This is a genomic window from Rhizobium sp. P40RR-XXII, assembly GCF_012641405.1.
Lineage (GTDB): Bacteria > Pseudomonadota > Alphaproteobacteria > Rhizobiales > Rhizobiaceae > Rhizobium.
Genome location: NZ_JABAII010000034.1, coordinates 1 through 16,549, shown reverse-complemented (window position 1 = coordinate 16,549; position 16,549 = coordinate 1). Strand labels below are relative to the sequence as shown.

Genomic DNA, 16,549 nt, shown 5'->3' with positions numbered 1-16,549 from the left:
CCCTTCTCATGAGACAGCTGACGCTCTAGATTTGGGCGATAATTTTCGTCGGATAGGCCATGACGTCTCAGCTAGACATGTTTTCGGAGAGTGCGGAGTCCATTCGCAGAGTGTCGGCGCGAACCGTGCCCGTTCGACAGGTTGGATCAGCGCCTGACGAAGCCGATATGGTGCGGATCCTGCAAGCGACCGGGCGCTACCAGATCCTGAAAAAACTCGAACAGCGCCCGATCGTCCCTGCTGCAAGACCTGGCTATCCGCTGCGAGGCGTCATCCTCGATACCGAGACGACCGGTCTCGACGCAAGAAAGGACGAGATCATCGAAATCGGTCTGATCGGCTTCACCTTCAATGAAGAGGGCGAAATCGGTGATGTCACTGATGTCTATGGCGGGCTACAGCAGCCGAGCAATCCGATCCCGGCCGAGGTCACCCGCCTGACTGGCATCATGGACGACATGGTCCTCGGCCAGTTGATTGACATGCCGGCGGTTCATAGGCTTATCGAGCCCGCCGATCTCATCGTTGCCCATAATGCCGGCTTCGATCGGCCCTTTTGCGAGGCTTTCTCCTCGATCTTTGCTCGAAAAGCCTGGGCTTGTTCCAATTCCGAGATCGATTGGAGCGCCAGGGGATATGAGGGAACCAAGCTCGGCTATCTCATCAACCAGAGTGGCTATTTCCACGTCGGACACCGCGCCGTCGAGATTGTTTCGCGCTGCTGGAGGTGCTGGCACTCTCTCGGGAAGATAATGATCAAGCACCTTTTGCGGAGCTTTATCAGGCGAGCCAGCGTTCCCGCATGCGCATCTTTGCGGAGAACTCGCCCTTCGATCTGAAGGATCGGCTCAAAGAGCGAGGCTATCGCTGGTCAGACGGAAGCGACGGTCGGCCGAAATCATGGTGGATCGAGGTCGCCGAAGAGGCCATGGAAGACGAGTTCCGCTTCCTGCGAAACGAGATTTACCGGTGGGAAGACGCAGATCCGCCGGTCCAGCGTCTGACGGCATTCGACAGGTTCAGAGGGCGGCGATAGGTTCAGTCGGGCATGACTGCCAGATGGTGGTACGCAGGCAGATACAAACTAATCGCCTTTGTCGACGGATACGACGCTCTGCACTTTAACGCCCGGGCCGGTCGACTATTTCGATTTCGTTTGCATGCAAGTTCATACCAGCGTCATCGCTAACGATTTGCTAACCACATAAAGTGAGGAAGACCTATGTTAATTCCGGTTTCTGTTGCGATTATAAAAGAACGCCGGAAAAATCCTTTCTCCTTTCATTACACAGTAGAATATGTAAATATAGGAACAGCTAACAATGTGCATAACGAAGTTATAACTAAGTACATCAACGACAACAAAGCAAATTATAAATAGAATAGCCAATATGAAGAGGCGAATTATCTTTTCGCCTAAAGTAATAACTCGAAGCGATTTATGCTCGTCGGCTTCTTTCATATCCAACCTCTACATTATTCATCGTAAAAGATGCACCTCAGAAAGTGGTTATCTTGCCCTCTTTTGTAGCCCGTATCCGCGACTTCACGCATGAAGACTGACACAAAGCTCTTGCTAGCGCGATGACGCCATGCTGTCCTACTCGCTTTTGATCGGCAATGACGGCCAGACGCATGTAATCGCCAAAATCCGCCGGTTTGCCAATCACATCCTAGTCGCTAAAGACGGTCCAGCGAACCGCTCGCTGTCCGAAATGGGCGCGTAAACCAGTCGTCCGCACTTGGCTGCAACTGCACTATTAAAGGTCACGACCCGCAGTCAACAAAACCGGATCCATTTGATGTGAAGGGATACGAACCTTCGTAGACCTCGTCGCAGCGGCAGTAATCCACCTAAGCCATTGAAAATAAATCACTAAAGACCCAGGTTTGAAATTGCTCTTCGGCTTGCAAAAATTGCAAAATCATTCGTCAATTACTTAAACTGCTTCAAAAGCTTGAGAACGCCTTTACAACGGCAACAGACCTATGGGCTCGACAGCATCTCCGCCGGAGCATAGACTAAATCGCGGAACTACCGACCAACCGGGGCGGTTGAAATGGTTATTTTGGGTATTTCTTGCTTTTATCACGATAGCGCGGCCGCCATCACGCGGGATGGGAAGGTCCTGGCGGCGGCCCAGGAAGAACGCTTCACGAGAATTAGGCACGACTCTTCTTTTCCGGGCAATGCGATCCGTTACTGTTTGGAAGCCGCCGGACTGGAGCTAAGGGATGTTGAGCTTGTCGTATATTATGAGAACTCTCGGAAAAAGCTTTCGCGCATAGTCTCAACAATAATGACGCACATGCCGTCATCACTGGACATGCTCTCTGGATTCTTGCCCGAATGGTGGTCCGGAAAATATTCCGCCGAGGATCGGATTCGCAAGGAGCTACGGTCACAGTTTGGTATCAAAGATGACAGGTGCAGAATCCGCGAGGTTGATCACCATCTGTCTCACGCGGCGAGCGCGTTTTTCCCCTCCCCTTTTGATAACGCAGCAATCCTGGTCGTCGATGGGTAGGCGAGGGGGTGACGACGAGCCTCGGGTTCGGTCAGAACTCCCAGATCTCACTCAATGACTCTGTGTAGTTCCCCCACTCGATCGGCCTGCTCTATTCCACCTTCACCGCGCTGCTGGGATTTAAGGTGAATTCCGGCGAGTATAAAGTCATGGGACTAGCGCCATACGGCGAGCCCACATATGCGTCCCTGATCCTGGAGAAGCTGATAGAGATCAAGCCTGACGGGTTGTTTCAACTAAACATGGAATACTTCACTTTCCCGTATCGCGACAAAATGTTTGCCAAGAAACTAGAGAGCCTCCTTGGAGGTTCGCAACGCCAGCCGACGTCTACTTTGAACGCGGTCAGATGATATTGCTCGAACGCGAAAGGATCAAACGGGACACGATCAGACAGCGCCGCTTGAACCACCAAGCCAAAGCGGCTTAAATCAAAACGCAAACCGAGCCGGAAACTCCATTCTTCCAAAGCCCAAAAAGTCTCAAATCATTCGACGACGGACAATCGCCGCCGTTCACGGGACAGGCCATGGAGCCGCCGCAAGGAACCGCATCGAACGAGGGGCCCGACATCGCCGCCAGTACAGAATACGAAAATAGAATGGCTCTAATCACGAGGGGGCCTCATCAACACTGGACTGAAGAAAGGCGTCGAGGCTCGGGCGAAGGCAGGCAATTTCCTCTGGCATCAAATTTCCGAGAGGATGCGGTACCAAGAATTTAAACGACTACCATCCTGAATTCACTTTGGGCCTTTGTTTCCGCTGCGGCTTCCGACTTGTGTAAATTGCCGCCACTATGCCCGATAAAGTCTTTTAGTACACGCTCAACGTGTCAGTGGAGATCGCTCAGGATAGGGATCGCAACCGCACAGTGGTGAGGCTTTCACCCTTGCTCATCGGCCGGGCGGATGAGCAAGGGATCTAAGGTAACTGCATGATTCAGATGTATGCCAGAGGTAACAATGCTACCCAGCGATGGCAAGGATGTCGGAACTAGCTACTGAGCTCCTGAGCTACAGCAGCCGATACTTCTTTCAAAGAGGACCATAGACGCTCGGTGTCGGCTTTCTCCGTGCCGGGTGCTCCTATTGAGATTCTTACCATCCATCTGCCGTTCACCGCAGCTGGAGTGACATATGCTTTCCCCGTGGAATTTAATGCCTCGGCCCAGGCTAGCGTGAATTCGTTCAGCCGCGCTTCAGGGACAATTGCCGGCTGGTATCTGACGCACACCGTTTGAAGATGCACGGGTGCGACTAGGTGCCAATCGGTCGTGCCGGCCACCTGAGCTGCAAAATTTTGGGCTAGCTCAAGATCGCGTCGCAACCGCTTTTGGAGACCAGACACTCCCTGTTCCCGGATCAAAAACCAAAGTTTCAAAGCCCTGAACCGACGGCCGAGCGGGATCCCGGTGTCACGGAGATTGCGGACTTGGCTGTCGACGCTGGATTGAAGATAACTGGCGTTGGTCGACATGACCCGCTGGAGATGCTGCTCGTCGCGAACGAAGTAGAGCGAGCAGTCGAATGGGACCCCAAGCCATTTGTGCGGGTTGATGACGAGGCTGTCTGCTTGTTCGATCCCATCCCACATCCAGCGGCATTCCGGCAGGATCATCGCATTTCCTGCCATCGCGGCATCAACATGGAGCCAGACGTCGTGGCGGCGAGCGATTGCAGCAATCTCTGATAGCGGATCAATCGATGCGGTCGCTGTACCACCAATTGCAGCGACAACAGCACAGGGCTGCTTGCCCATTGCTATGTCGTCCAAAATGGCCTGTTCGAGCAGATCCGTTCGCATAGCGAAGGTTTCATCGATATCGATGGTTCTGACGTTTAAGCGTCCAAACCCAGCAAGCAGTGCAGCCTTCTCGACTGAAGAATGAGCGCTGGCAGAGGTATAAACGACGAGCGTTTGGCTGTCCCTTTGCAGACCATCTACCGCCATGGAATAGCCGGTGATCTTCTCACGCGCGCAAAGCAGGGAAACCAGCGTGCTCGTCGAGGCGGTATCATTGATGACGCCGAACCAAGCTCGGGAGAGCCCTACCATCTGGCGGAACCAGTCGGCCACCACCTCCTCAACTTCGGTAACAGCCGGTGAGGACTGCCAAGACAGTCCTAAGACGCCTAAGCCGGTACTCACCAAGTCACCAAGGACACCGGCCCCGAGGGAGTTTGAAGGAAAATATCCGTAGAAGTGCGGATGCTGCCAATGTGTTACATTCGGTAGCACGACGCGGTCCAGGTCATCGATGATCTTATCGAATGGCTCAGGCTGATCTGGCGCCGACTTCGGCAGCAGTGCCTTGACGTCGCCGGGCTTCGTCTTCGGCTGTACGGGAAGTGCTTCGATGTTCTCGTAATAGTCCGCGAGCCAGTCGATCAGATTGTGGCCTTGGCGGCGAAATTCGCTTGGTTTCATGATGAATATGTCCTTGTCAGTTCATTCGGGCCATAAGCCTTCCGCCTAGCGTGGCAAAGGTCGTGGCCTTCTTATGGTGGTCTAAGAAGATCGTGCCTCTCCCGAGGTCCGTTAGTTTTCGCGCCCTTCGGCTTCTTTTGTAGGACGAAGGGCGCGGAGATATTCCTTCTTGGAGCGGCGGTCGGCTTCTTCGTGACGGATCGTGCGCACCGCGCTGTCGTTGAGGCGGTTGGTGTCAGACTTCACGTATGAACCCGCTGTCACCCACTTACCTGGCACCAATCACCTCCGAAATCCTGCCCGAGCTGATCGCGTAAAACTGCGTGAGGAACGTGAAACAGACCGACGCTCGATTCCGACGTATCTATTGGTGGAGCATCATGTTCAACCCTTTCCATCCAGGCGATGGCAAGGCCTCTACGTTTCCCTGCACGGCATTGCGGCGGAATAGAAGCCCCGGCTTGCTGGAGAGATCAATTGCTTTGACGATCTGGCCGTCAGGAAGGCTGACCGGCATACCGGCGGTTACGTAGCAACCGGCTTCGACAATGCAATCGTCGCCCAGCGCGATACCAACCCCGGCATTTGCTCCGACCAGGCAGTTTCTGCCGATCGTCACCACTTGCTTGCCGCCGCCGGATGTCGTCCCCATAAGGGAGGCGCCACCGCCGATGTGCGTTCCTTCGCCAACGCTGACACCGAGGCTAAGTCGTCCCTCGATCGCTGTCGCCCCACGAGTCGAGGAACCCGTGTTGCAGAAACCAGCGCCGAGCACAGTCGTTCCTGGCGCGAGATAAGCGCCCAAGCGTACATTCTCAGTGTTCATAACCTTGACGCCCGTTGGCACAACGTAATCCGTCATACGCGGGAAAGGCCAGACACTCCCGACTGTCACTCCCTGCCCGCTAATTCGTGCCGTGTGCTGCACCTCCTCGACGCGTTCTGGTAGACAGGGGCCCACCGAAGTCCAGGCAACGTTGACAAAAAAGTCCAGAGCGCCCGCGAGACTGACCTGATCAGGTGTCGCCAGGCGGGCGCTTAGGAGGTAAAGGCGCAAGTAAACATCACAGAGATCTACCGCCTTCTCGTGAAGGTTGCGGATTTTGGTTTGAATCGGGACGATGTAAACGTCCCGAACGGCGTCGTGTCGGGCGACGCCGGAGAAAGATCGTCCGAGGCGTCGCGAGAGGTCGGCTTCGTCGATGCGAACCGTACCCGTATGATCATCGTCATCACCACGCCATGTCCTGAGGTAACGAGCCTCAATGAACCGTCCACTGCTATCGACTGACGACAGACCTAGCGCTGTTACACCTTTACCGAATTTTTTTTCGTTATCTTTGAGCATTAAAGTGCCTCAAGCTATGGATTGCGAGTTGCGAGATAAACGAGCGTTTTAGCCAAGATGCGTTTACCGTCTTGAGGATTTGCCAGCGGAAACAATGGATCCCCAAGCAAACGAAATCGCTGAAGCTCGCAGTGGGGAATTCTCTACTGATAACATCATGGCCATAGCCATTCCTTCCTGTTTGAACCAATTCCTCTTTTCGTTCCGGCGAGCGCGGACGTTACAGAAAGTGTCATCACGAAGTGGTGTAATAGATGCTGCCGGATGAGTACCGTTGACAGAGAATCTGGGCAAACCGCGTCGTACATTCGACGAGCACCAACTCGAGTTCGGATTGTCCCGCTCGACAAGCGCCTGCGTAAGAGCGCCCGTTCCAGGTCCAAGTTCCAGGACTGGACCACCACCTGCGCTTATCTCGGACGTTATCAATTGGCCCAACGCCTTCCCGAGAGAACGACAGAGGCAATGCGGAGCGGATGTGCCGCCCAGGTGCGGAAAAATGGCAAAACATCGGACATACAGGCTCTCTCCAGAGTGGGGAACACGTTCAAGGCAGCTGGCCGATTTCAGGGCCACACCGGCGCGGAAAAATGATCTGGAAAGGCAATCAATCAGCAGTCACGGTCCCCTTCCTGCTCAACCATAGCCGAGCAGCTATCCGGTCCATCGATGCTCGCCGCGGCGGCGCGCAGCACCGGATAGCGAAATATTCGACATTGCATAAGGCACACGTTTTGCCGTGCGCGGCACCCTACGCGCGCTCGGGGCAGATCACACGATCAACTGCAAAGCCACGCCCGAATGGAGCAGCGAGGTCTTGCGGCTGACGGGCGGAGAAGGCGTGAGCCATGTCGTCGAAATCGGCGGCCCAGGCGCCTTGCCACAGTCGATCAGGGCCATACGGGTTGGCGGGCATATCGCGCTGATCGGCGTGCTCACCGGGCTCGAGGGTCGGGTGCCGACGGTGGAGCTCATGCGCAAGCAAATTCACCTGAAGGGATTGATCGTCGGCAGTCGGCGCGATCAGCAGAATGATATCGCAGCGCTTGAAGCGACCGGCGTCCGTCCCGTCATCGACGGCACCTTTGCCTTCGGGGAGTTGCCTGAGGCGTTCGCATATCGGCTGAGCGGCGAACATTTCGGCAAGATCTGCGTCCAATGGTGAAGGGAAGCTTCTTTTCGCGCAGAGGCCAGCAGGACGGGACCGTCTTGGATAGGAGGCGACCGTCCTGTGTTGCACAACTCCCAACTACGCGACAGCATCAGCCCTCCTTTGTTTTTCAGGCATTTCATATGTCGGTTAAGTCTGTCGCAGGTGGTATAAAATCTGCGACGTGATTTGCGACAAGTGAAGCTGCAATCCACATTGGACGCTGGAGAGAGGGGACAAGCGCTAGAACGGAGGGGGCTCACCCAGCCAAGGGGCGGACGAATGACGTTCGGCCGTGCTGCAGGCCGTGATCGCCGAGTTCATCGCGAAGCCGCGCCAGCCGTGCCGACAAGGGTAGGTTGGCTCAGGTTCAAGAGCCGGGCGGCACGCGTAACGTTTCCTTCCGCCAGAAGGGCTTCGAGCGTCGAGCAGGCCGAGATCGAGGTTTTTGGTATCCATTCGTTAGATAACAACATTCAGAAGGTTCGATTTCCGCCTCGGCGACGTACCGAGTAGTATGTGTAGCGGCCTTAGGCTCTCAATCATCCACCGATAATACGGATAGCCGATTGGTGGACGCCCTTTCCATCGAACCGCATCCCAGCTTGAGCGGAAAACATCATGATTTCACCCTACACGATCAACATCCCTGACGAACGGCTCGCCAGGATCAGAGCCAAGGTCGAGGCTTATGACTGGAGCCAGCTGCCGGATGCGGGAGGCTGGTCGGCGGGAGTCGGGGTTGTTGACCTCAAGCGGCTCGTCGCTTATTGGCGGGACAGCTACGACTGGCGTGCGGTCGAACTGCGCCTCAACGCACTCCCCAACTTCACGGCCGACGTGGAAGGCGAGCGCATGCACTTCGTTCATGTAAAGGGCGACGGCTCCAAGCCGCCCGTCCTGCTTCTCCACGGCTGGCCCGGCTCGTATCTCGAGTTCGAGCGGCTGTTGGAGCCGCTCGCGGCGGACGGGCACGATGTTGTCGTCCCCTCGCTTCCTGGCTTCGCGTTCTCCAACCCGATCACGCGCCCGATTGGCCCGCGGCGGGCTGCTATGCTCGTGCATGGGCTGATGATCCAACTGTTCGGCGACGCGCGGTACTTCATTCAAGGGGGCGATTGGGGCCACGGCATCGCGGCCTGGGCAGCGCATGATCGACCGGACGCTCTGCTCGGCATCCATATCAACATGATGACCGTGCGTGCGGAGGATGCCGCTCTGACGACCGACGAGGAGAAGTCCTTCGCCGCCAAGCGAGCGGCGATTGCCGATCGGGAGAGCGCCTACTTTCACGAGCAGGCAACCCGCCCGCAAACGCTCGGCGTCGCGATGGCCGACAGCCCGGTCGGAGCGGCGGGCTGGATACTCGAAAAGTTCGGCAAGTGGGCCGACCTTCCGACAACCGCCGATGGCGACCCGGACATCTGGAGCAAGTTTTCCGAGGAGGAACTCCTCACCAACATCATGCTCTACATCGCGCCCGCATCGTTCGTGACTGCAACCTGGATCTACTACGGCAGCCGGCTTGAAGAGTCGCGGATGCTTCCGGCCGGCACCCGCATCCAGGTGCCGACCGGCGTTGCGGCCTTCCCCGATCCGGTGTTCTTGCCGCCGCCGCGCTCGTTCGCGGAGAAGACCTACAACATCGTGCATTGGACCGACATGCCGCGGGGCGGCCATTTCGCCGCGCTGGAAGAGCCGGAACTGATGCTGGCCGACCTGCGCGCCTTTATCGCGACGGTGTCGGGAGCGCGCTCCTGAAGGTGGAGCTCTCCGTTTCCGAAGCGCGGGCGGGCGCTTTGCGCCCAGTCCCCGCAGCAGCGCTTGGAAAGTCCAGAGACTGGCCTGATCGTAGTAGGTGAAGAACAGTCCTACGTTGCCTTGATCGATCAACCTGATCCTGCCGGCAAGAGCAAATCACAAATTAAGCGTTCGTCCTTTAGCGGCGCGACCTTTGGCGCGGCCGGTACGGGGGAAATCATTTCGAGGGGGCGCGCCGAATTTACGCGAATACTCCCGGCTGAACTGACTGGCGCTTTCGTAGCCGACCTCTAACGCGACGGACGTGACAGTGCGACCACCGCGCGACAACAAACGCTTTGCCTCGGTCATGCGAAGGTCCTTTTGATATTGAAGCGGACTTGTCCCAGCGATCGATCTGAAGTGATGGTGAAACGACGACAGACCCATTCCCACTGCGCTGGCCAGCGAGGTCAACGACAGTCTTTCGCGAGCGCCATCCTGGATCAGCGCGATAGCTTTGGCGATCTTGCTGGCATGGCTGTCCGGCAACAAAAGGTTGCGCAGCATCCCGCCATGCCTGCCGACCAAAATACGAAAATGAACTTCTCGGCGGATCAAGGGGATTATGACGTTCGCCGCGACCGAATTTTCCGGGAGCGACAGATATCGATCAACGGCGTCAATCAAAGCCGGTTCGGCCGATCCCGCCTCCAGCGTTTGAGCGTGTTTGTTCTCCGCCCAATCCTCGCTGATCTGCTCAGCAAGGCTCCTTATGATTGTCAAATCGACAGAAATTAAAACCGCAAGATAAGGAGCAAAGGGAGCGGCATGTGTGACGCGTGTGGCGACCGGCAAGTCATGGCTGACGACCAATAGGTCGCCCGACGCAATTGACAGGGATTGCATGCCGGCAGAAATCTCCGTCGATCCCTGCAGAACTAACCCAAAGACGGGGCCGCAGATCGGCGCCTCAACTTGACCAGGGTGCGTCCTACACATTACCACTAACCCCGGCAGGTGGCTCCGTTTCTTCTCCTCCATGAGGGAGGCGCAACCCGAGGGTTCGTCCGCAAGCCGGGCAAGATGTTGCGCCTTGGAAACAAGTTGTTCAATCCGCATCTAGTGCTCCGCCGCCTGATCGGGGTAGGCGGTCGCACTTTTCGTCTGAGGAAGAGGTGGCTACTACATGCGCACCCATCGCTTTGGCGAGTTGAAGTGCGGCAAGTGACACCCCGCCGCTGCCCAGAGTCAGCACAGTTTGACCCGCCTGCAGCGCGCCGTCGATCACGAGCGCGCGCCAAGCGGTAAGCCCGGAGGTGGTAATAGTCGCGGCTTCGGGATGGCTCCAGCCCTTGGGCGCTCGGGTGAAGGCTAAAGCAGGGCGCACGACATGCGTCGCCGCCATGCCGTCGATCCCGCCGCCCGGCGTCCCCGCGAAGTTGCCGACTGCGGTAAAGGGCCTGCCGGCGGTCCAATGCGGAAAGAAAGTCGAAACGACATGATCGCCCGGGGCGAAATCGGCAACGCCTGCGTCCACTGCCTCGACGACGCCAGCGCCATCGGCCATGAGGACACGACCATCTTCCGTAGGGATACCGCCGTTAGTGACGAGCAGGTCATGGAAATTGAGCGAGGTCGCGTGGATCGCCACGCGTACTTCGCCGGGTTCGGGCTCGCCCGAATCATCCCGCTCGACGATTTCAAGACGATCTAAACCGCCGGGGGCGCGCACGACGTAGGTCTCCATAAGACAGTCCTTTCGCTAAGTGTTGATCAGGCTGCAGAATTGGATCTTTCGCTGGAAATCGGCATGCGCCCCGGCTGGTGTGAGCGGACAAACAAACTGGCGACAAGCGCAGCGCAGCCAGCAGCTGCGCCCCCCCAGGGCGTCGTCATAATACCGGGGCCGGCCACGAGCAGACCGCCGATCGCGGAGAATGTTGCGATGCCGAAGTTGAACGCGGCGATGTTGAAGCCCGAAGCCGTCGCGACCGCGCCGGGCGCGACCTCTTCCGCCGCCGCGACCACGCCCGACTGAACGATGGGGCCAAGACAGAAGCAGCAGGCAGACCAGAGGAGCAGGTTGGCGGACATTGTCAGGACGTGCGGGGCTGAAAAGGGCAGCGTCGCAAGCGCCAGGACGAGACCGACCAGCGCTGCGATGAGGCCGCGCCGCGTGCCGAGTGCATCGCTAAGCCGGCCTCCGCCAAAATTCCCGACCACCGCAGCTGCGCCGAATGCCATGAGCGCCAAACTGACTGCGGCCGGTGACACGTGGGTTACCTCCCTCAGCAGCGGTGCGAGAAAGGTGAAAACCACGAATGATCCACCAAACCCGGTCATAGCGATGAAATAGAGCGCCAGCAGGCGGGGCTTCATCAGTACGGCGAATTGCGACTGCAATCCGGCGGGCCGAACGTGGGGGATTTCCCGCGGCAGCAAAAGTCGTAATAGCGCTGTCGCGAGGCATCCGAGCACAGCCACCGCCAGCAGCGGTGCACGCCACCCAAGGCTCTGCCCGACGATTGTGCCGAATGGGACACCGATGACCATTGCGAGGGTAAGCCCTGCGAACATCGTCGCCACCGCCCGCGCGCCACGCTCACGATCCGCTAGGCCCATCGCAATCGGTGCGCCGACTGCGAAGAACACGCCGTGCGCCACTCCGGTCACGATCCGCCCGGCCAGCAGCACTTCATAAGTCGGCGCAGCGCCGCCGAGCAGATTTCCGAGCGCGAACAGGCCCATCAGCCCAGCCACAAGCCCGCGGCGGGGAAGCCTTCCAGTAAGGGCCGTGACCATCGGCGCCCCAACCGTCACGGCCAGGGCATAGCCAGTCACAAGCAGACCGGCGTGCGGTATCATTACCGCAAGATCGCGCGCGACATCCGGGACAAGCCCGATCATGACGAACTCTGTCGTGCCGATGGCGAAGGCCGCTACGGCAAGCGCGAACAATGCAGGCGACATCGGTGTTGCTCCTTATGCGATCGACCAGATCGGCAATGCGCGCGGCGAGGCCGGTTTGGCCCGGCGCAACATGGTCGCCGAGCTTAAACTCCGTGACTGCCGCACCAGCCGCCTCTACCACCCCGGCGCCATCGGCCATGGGGATACGGCCATCGATGGCCGGCTGCCGCCCTGTCACCCGCGCCTAGGTCGTGGAAGTTCAGGGATGACAGCGTGCCCTCAACGGGGTTTGCGGAAGCGGTAAATGATGCGGTCAGTCTTTCCGCGGATCGCGGGATCGAGCGACAGCTTCGAATGATCGTCGGCGGGGTTGCGCAGCAGATCGGATTCGGCTTCGAGCTTAAACCCCGCGCGCGCGAAATCCGCTCGGAGCACCGCCGGGTCGATGCGGTGGAGCTTTCTGACGACCGCGCGTGTGTCGCCGCCGGGCGCGGCGACGTGATCGACGACGCCGACAATCCCGCCTGGCTTGGTCGCCGCGAAGATTTTGGCGAGGAACGCGTGCGGGTCCATCCGAGGAAACTGGAACTCTTCGTTCTCCCAATAGGTGTCGTGATAGACGAGGTGCATTAGCACAAAGTCGAAGCTCGCAGGGTCGAGCGTCAGATCGGCGGCGGTGCTCGAGATCAGGTGGACGTTGGGAACGCGCGCGATCAGGCCGGCAAAGTTCTTCTTGCCTGCATCGTCGAGCAGATTGGCAGGCTCCCACGCGACCACCGCACCCTTGGGACCGACCGCGCGGCCGATGATCTCGGCATAATAGCCGACGCGCGTAAACGGGGCCGCGGTCCCGGTGAACAGGTCGAGCGCGCGGTCGTCCTGTTCAAGCCCGAGAAACTTCAGCACCTCGACGGGCTTGCGGCTTTCGTCGAGCGCGACCGCCTCGCCCGGCCTCCCGGGAGCGGCGACGGCCGCCGGCACATCGGCGGGAGCGGCTTGGACAGTCGCCATCGGCAATGACGCGGCGAGTATAAGCGGGAGCAGGAACGGTTTCAGAATGCGCATTTGGTTTTCTCCGATGGTGGCGTTGACTGGAAGACGACAGCGCCCTCCGTCTCAGTCCGGGATCAGGTGAGGTTCCTCGACGTCTAATCTGTCTGGCCGACCGCAGACCAATCGCGCTCCCCACCGCCAGCGGCGATAATCGCGTCCATGCGTCTGGCGATCAGCTCCGTCAGCGGCAGTTCGGCATTGCCTGCCGCCGCGAGCGCCAAGCCCACATCCTTGCGGCCCAATCGCATAGGGAGTCCCACCGGCTCGAACCGCTTTTCCGCGATGATCGGTCCGTAACTACCAATCAGGCGATTGCCGTAGTTCACTTCAAGCAGCAGCGCCGCCATCCGATTCGCGGCGATACCGTGGGCGGCAACGATGCGGAACTGCTCCGTCAGCATCTGCATGATGGCCGGGATGCCGGCGTTGAAGGCGAGCTTCGCCGCCGCGGCCATCACCGGGCGGTCGCCGACCCTATGTGTCGCCGCCCCTATCGCGTCGAACAAGGGCTGTGCTACGTCCAGATCGTCCGCCGCGCCTGCCGCGATGACCGACAGCTTGCCGGCCGCCGCGACGTCCGGACGGCCCAAAACCTGCGCCGACACGAACCCCTGTCCTGCCGCGGCATGCGCCTCCGCCAGGCAAGCGGTGAGGTCCACGCTGACCGTGCTGCACGAGATATGGAGCAGGCCGGGACCTGCAGCGAGCAGCCAGCCGTCGCCGAACGAGACCGCCTCCACAGCGGCGTCATTGGCAAGCATCGTCACGACGGTGCCAGCCCGAGCGGCCGCGGCAAGATCAGCGGCGACCGTCGCGCCCCGCTCAGCGAACGGCTCAGCCTTGGTCCGGTCCCGGTTCCAGACGGTAACCTGGTGGCCGGCCGCCACGAGGTTGGCGGCCATACCCGAGCCCATTTGCCCAAGTCCGATGAATGCTACATCCATTTTTATTTCCTTATACGTCGACCGGGTCGGCAACATGCGCGACGAGGCCGGTCTGGCCCGGCGCAACATGGTCGGCCATGGTGTGGCGATCGGGGAAGTCACCGCCATTTTGCGACCGGAAGGGGATCGGCGTGTCGGTGAATAGCCCGGCGAGACGCACGCGCCATGCTGCCTTGATCGCGCCCACTTCCTCCGCCGTGGAAACGTGACCCGCGCCATAGACCGCGTGCGTAGGGAGCACGTCCATGCCGGGGTAAAACAGCGCGCCATGGGTCAGCGGGAACAGCAGTTGCTCGATCGGCCCGTTGATACCCCGCGGGCCATAGTCGGCTGCTGGGCCGCCTGCTTGCACGTTGACCAGCGCTCGCTTGCCCTTGAGGATGCCGTCGCCAAAGCGGAACTGGTTGGAGCCATTCTGATAGCCGTAGGCAAAACCGAAGGCATAGACCCGCTCTATCCAGCCCTTCAGGATCGCGGGCGCGCCAAACCACCACATGGGGAATTGCAGGATCACAGCATCGGCCGCGAGCAGCTTCTGCTGCTCGGCGATCACGTCGGGCGTCTGATGTCCGCTTGCGTAACCATGTCCCGATTCCATGATGAACGACAGCCGTTCGGGATTGTCACGGACTGGGAAGTCATCGGCGTCATATACCGCCTTCCACTTCATGCCATAGAGGTCCGAATGGATCACGGTGTGTCCCGCTGCCGACAACGTCTCAGCAGTCACATCGACCAACTGCCGTGTCAGCGAAGTGGGTTCGGGGTGCGCGTAAACAATGAGAACTTTCATGATGATCTCTTTTTGATAGTTGGGGTTTGTCAGTATTCGACGACGATCTTGCCGAAATGGCCCCCAGTGGCGGTTGGACCGACCGCCCCGAGCGCTAAACTGGGATTAGAGGCGCGCCCCGCCTCGATCCGCCGGCAGCGCGGCGTCGAGCGAAGGACGGGGATGGCGGCCGGTTCGGGTGCGCCGGGCTCGCGGAGGTCCACCAGCATCAGGCCGTCGAGCCCTCGGTACGGATAAGCCTGGATAGCTTTCATAGGCGGATGTATCCATGTCGTCGATTGATGCGCCGCAGGATCTGACCTGCTCCTGCCTAAATAGTGCGATCACGTTGAGTATTGAAATCGAACGTTTTACATGTTGTTATCGATACGATGGATACCAGGAACCTCGATCTCGGACTTCTCGTGACGCTTGAGGCCCTCCTTGCGGAGCGCAACGTTACACACGCCGCGCGCCGGCTGAACCTCAGTCAGCCGGCCTTGTCGGCACGGCTGGCAAGACTTCGCGATGCACTCGGCGATCCGCTCCTGATCCCGGGCCAGCGCGGGATGGTTCTGACCCAGCGGGCACTCGAGCTGATGCAGCCACTGCACGAGGCACTGGAGGGTGTTCGCCGCGTCATCGTGCAAGGAGCGCCGATCAATCCGGAGACCCTGCGTGCGACCGTGGTGATTGCGGCAAGCGACTACGTCCAGTATGCGCTGCTGGCACGCTACTCGGTCGCCTTGCGGGCCGAGGCGCCGATGGTCCGCATCGCCTGGCGGGCGCTAGACATGATGGCACTCACGACACAGTTGGAGCGTGGCGAGGTGGACCTGGCCTTGGGCACGCCCGAACAGGCGCCGGCTGCGATGCGCCAGCGCCAACTCTACGAGGAGGAGTATGTGGTCGTCGCGCGACCGGGGCATCCAGCCGTACGCGGTGTTCTTGATTTGGACTTGTTCTGCGCGTTGGACCACGTCGTTGTTTCCCCTCAGGGAGGCGGCTTTGCCGGGCCTACCGATGCGGCTCTTGAGGCGATCGGCCACCGTCGTACGGTCGCCTTGTCCACATCGGGCTTCCTGATCGTGCCGGAGATCGTGTCACGATCCGATATGATCGCGCTAATCCCACGCCGAATCGCAGACGGTTGGTCAGACTGGTTGCAGGTGCTGCAACCGCCGCTCCACATACCCGGATTCGCCATCGCCAGTATCTGGCACGAACGCACAACCAACCATCCAGCACAAAGGTGGCTGCGTGACAGGCTCGCTGCGTTGGCATGACGCTCCGCCCAACGTATAAACGACCAGGCTCATTTTTCCCAGAACACGGCCCCAATGGAACCGGATCGCAAAGCCTTGGGTGTCACTCCGCCCCTAACCGCACCCAGCCACCAGCGGCCCATTTTCCGACAGCCCCGACCGATTTCCTGACATCGACAATAGTCAATTTCTAAGTCATCCGATCCAGGGCGCCGACTGGCAGGAACGATTTGCGGAGATCAAATGTCCAGAAGCCATTAAGTTTTCGACCGCTCTCACACGCCTTGAGATCCCATCAGGGGTGAGTAGCGGCCTGCACGGTGGCAGAGTGAGGTCGCTAGAAAACTCTCTGGAGGCCAACCATGCCGATGACAGCAGATCAATCTCAAGCGCAGACCACTACTCTC

Annotated in this window: 15 protein-coding genes and 1 pseudogene; 6 read left to right on the top strand and 10 right to left on the bottom strand. The window is 59.1% G+C overall.

Features of this window, described 5'->3' with window-relative positions:
- Positions 1-59: 59 nt before the first annotated feature.
- The 3 genes and pseudogenes from HGP16_RS33005 (at position 60) to HGP16_RS34880 (ending at position 2,881) form a co-directional block, all read left to right on the top strand.
- Positions 60-1,036, top strand: a pseudogene (locus HGP16_RS33005) (3'-5' exonuclease).
- Between the two features lie 1,024 nt (positions 1,037-2,060).
- Entirely contained in the window at positions 2,061-2,528 is a 468-nt protein-coding gene (locus HGP16_RS34500) for a carbamoyltransferase N-terminal domain-containing protein (protein ID WP_168844149.1), read from the top strand.
- A gap of 80 nt (positions 2,529-2,608) precedes the next feature.
- Positions 2,609-2,881, top strand: a complete 273-nt coding sequence (locus HGP16_RS34880; RefSeq protein WP_168844165.1) for a carbamoyltransferase N-terminal domain-containing protein — start codon at positions 2,609-2,611, stop codon at positions 2,879-2,881.
- 642 nt (positions 2,882-3,523) lie between these two features.
- On the opposite strand, the gene HGP16_RS32985 is transcribed toward HGP16_RS34880, so the two are convergent.
- The 3 genes from HGP16_RS32985 to HGP16_RS32980 form a co-directional block, all read right to left on the bottom strand.
- The gene (locus HGP16_RS32985; RefSeq protein WP_168844148.1) at positions 3,524-4,957 is read right to left on the bottom strand and encodes an aminotransferase class V-fold PLP-dependent enzyme; all 1,434 of its coding nucleotides are present in this window, start codon (positions 4,955-4,957) and stop codon (positions 3,524-3,526) included.
- Between the two features lie 111 nt (positions 4,958-5,068).
- Positions 5,069-5,203, bottom strand: a complete 135-nt coding sequence (locus tag HGP16_RS34495; protein ID WP_281408291.1) for a hypothetical protein — start codon at positions 5,201-5,203, stop codon at positions 5,069-5,071.
- Positions 5,204-5,321: 118 nt separating this feature from the next.
- Positions 5,322-6,305, bottom strand: a complete 984-nt coding sequence (locus HGP16_RS32980; RefSeq protein WP_168844147.1) for a DapH/DapD/GlmU-related protein — start codon at positions 6,303-6,305, stop codon at positions 5,322-5,324.
- A gap of 739 nt (positions 6,306-7,044) precedes the next feature.
- Between HGP16_RS32980 and HGP16_RS32975 the strand changes: the two genes are divergently transcribed.
- Together HGP16_RS32975 and HGP16_RS32965 are read left to right on the top strand one after the other, a co-directional pair.
- Positions 7,045-7,470, top strand: coding sequence for a zinc-binding dehydrogenase (locus HGP16_RS32975; protein ID WP_168844146.1), 426 nt, complete (start codon positions 7,045-7,047; stop codon positions 7,468-7,470).
- Positions 7,471-8,076: 606 nt separating this feature from the next.
- The gene (locus HGP16_RS32965) at positions 8,077-9,216 is read left to right on the top strand and encodes an epoxide hydrolase family protein (protein ID WP_168844145.1); all 1,140 of its coding nucleotides are present in this window, start codon (positions 8,077-8,079) and stop codon (positions 9,214-9,216) included.
- Positions 9,217-9,372: 156 nt separating this feature from the next.
- On the opposite strand, the gene HGP16_RS32960 is transcribed toward HGP16_RS32965, so the two are convergent.
- The 7 genes from HGP16_RS32960 to HGP16_RS32925 all read right to left on the bottom strand — a co-directional run bounded on the left by HGP16_RS32960 (position 9,373) and on the right by HGP16_RS32925 (position 15,152).
- Complete coding sequence (locus HGP16_RS32960) at positions 9,373-10,317, bottom strand: AraC family transcriptional regulator (protein WP_168844144.1); 945 nt, start codon at positions 10,315-10,317, stop codon at positions 9,373-9,375.
- Positions 10,307-10,945, bottom strand: a complete 639-nt coding sequence (locus tag HGP16_RS32955) for an NAD(P)-dependent alcohol dehydrogenase (protein ID WP_168844143.1) — start codon at positions 10,943-10,945, stop codon at positions 10,307-10,309. The genes HGP16_RS32960 and HGP16_RS32955 overlap by 11 nt, the downstream gene beginning before the upstream one ends.
- A gap of 26 nt (positions 10,946-10,971) precedes the next feature.
- Entirely contained in the window at positions 10,972-12,168 is a 1,197-nt protein-coding gene (locus HGP16_RS32950) for an MFS transporter (protein WP_168844142.1), read from the bottom strand.
- A gap of 219 nt (positions 12,169-12,387) precedes the next feature.
- Positions 12,388-13,173, bottom strand: a complete 786-nt coding sequence (locus HGP16_RS32940; RefSeq protein ID WP_168844141.1) for a class I SAM-dependent methyltransferase — start codon at positions 13,171-13,173, stop codon at positions 12,388-12,390.
- Positions 13,174-13,256: 83 nt separating this feature from the next.
- A complete protein-coding gene (locus HGP16_RS32935; RefSeq protein ID WP_168844140.1) occupies positions 13,257-14,105 on the bottom strand; it encodes an NAD(P)-dependent oxidoreductase in 849 nt (282 codons plus the stop codon).
- Positions 14,106-14,115: 10 nt separating this feature from the next.
- Positions 14,116-14,898, bottom strand: a complete 783-nt coding sequence (locus HGP16_RS32930) for an NAD(P)H-dependent oxidoreductase (RefSeq protein ID WP_168844139.1) — start codon at positions 14,896-14,898, stop codon at positions 14,116-14,118.
- Between the two features lie 29 nt (positions 14,899-14,927).
- Complete coding sequence (locus tag HGP16_RS32925) at positions 14,928-15,152, bottom strand: hypothetical protein (protein ID WP_168844138.1); 225 nt, start codon at positions 15,150-15,152, stop codon at positions 14,928-14,930.
- A 117-nt stretch (positions 15,153-15,269) separates the two neighbouring features.
- On the opposite strand from HGP16_RS32925, the gene HGP16_RS32920 reads away from it, so the two are divergent.
- Entirely contained in the window at positions 15,270-16,163 is an 894-nt protein-coding gene (locus HGP16_RS32920; RefSeq protein WP_168844137.1) for a LysR family transcriptional regulator, read from the top strand.
- Positions 16,164-16,549: the final 386 nt, after the last annotated feature.

Excerpts from the sequence above, each read along its gene's own strand:
- HGP16_RS34500 (WP_168844149.1), top strand. The coding sequence starts at position 2,061 with ATGGTTATTTTGGGTATTTCTTGCTTTTATCACGATAGCGCGGCCGCC.
- HGP16_RS32985 (WP_168844148.1), bottom strand. The coding sequence starts at position 4,957 with ATGAAACCAAGCGAATTTCGCCGCCAAGGCCACAATCTGATCGACTGG.
- HGP16_RS32980 (WP_168844147.1), bottom strand. The coding sequence starts at position 6,305 with ATGCTCAAAGATAACGAAAAAAAATTCGGTAAAGGTGTAACAGCGCTA.
- HGP16_RS32965 (WP_168844145.1), top strand. The coding sequence starts at position 8,077 with ATGATTTCACCCTACACGATCAACATCCCTGACGAACGGCTCGCCAGG.
- HGP16_RS32960 (WP_168844144.1), bottom strand. The coding sequence starts at position 10,317 with ATGCGGATTGAACAACTTGTTTCCAAGGCGCAACATCTTGCCCGGCTT.
- HGP16_RS32955 (WP_168844143.1), bottom strand. The coding sequence starts at position 10,945 with ATGGAGACCTACGTCGTGCGCGCCCCCGGCGGTTTAGATCGTCTTGAA.
- HGP16_RS32950 (WP_168844142.1), bottom strand. The coding sequence starts at position 12,168 with ATGTCGCCTGCATTGTTCGCGCTTGCCGTAGCGGCCTTCGCCATCGGC.
- HGP16_RS32940 (WP_168844141.1), bottom strand. The coding sequence starts at position 13,173 with ATGCGCATTCTGAAACCGTTCCTGCTCCCGCTTATACTCGCCGCGTCA.
- HGP16_RS32935 (WP_168844140.1), bottom strand. The coding sequence starts at position 14,105 with ATGGATGTAGCATTCATCGGACTTGGGCAAATGGGCTCGGGTATGGCC.
- HGP16_RS32930 (WP_168844139.1), bottom strand. The coding sequence starts at position 14,898 with ATGAAAGTTCTCATTGTTTACGCGCACCCCGAACCCACTTCGCTGACA.
- HGP16_RS32925 (WP_168844138.1), bottom strand. The coding sequence starts at position 15,152 with ATGAAAGCTATCCAGGCTTATCCGTACCGAGGGCTCGACGGCCTGATG.
- HGP16_RS32920 (WP_168844137.1), top strand. The coding sequence starts at position 15,270 with ATGGATACCAGGAACCTCGATCTCGGACTTCTCGTGACGCTTGAGGCC.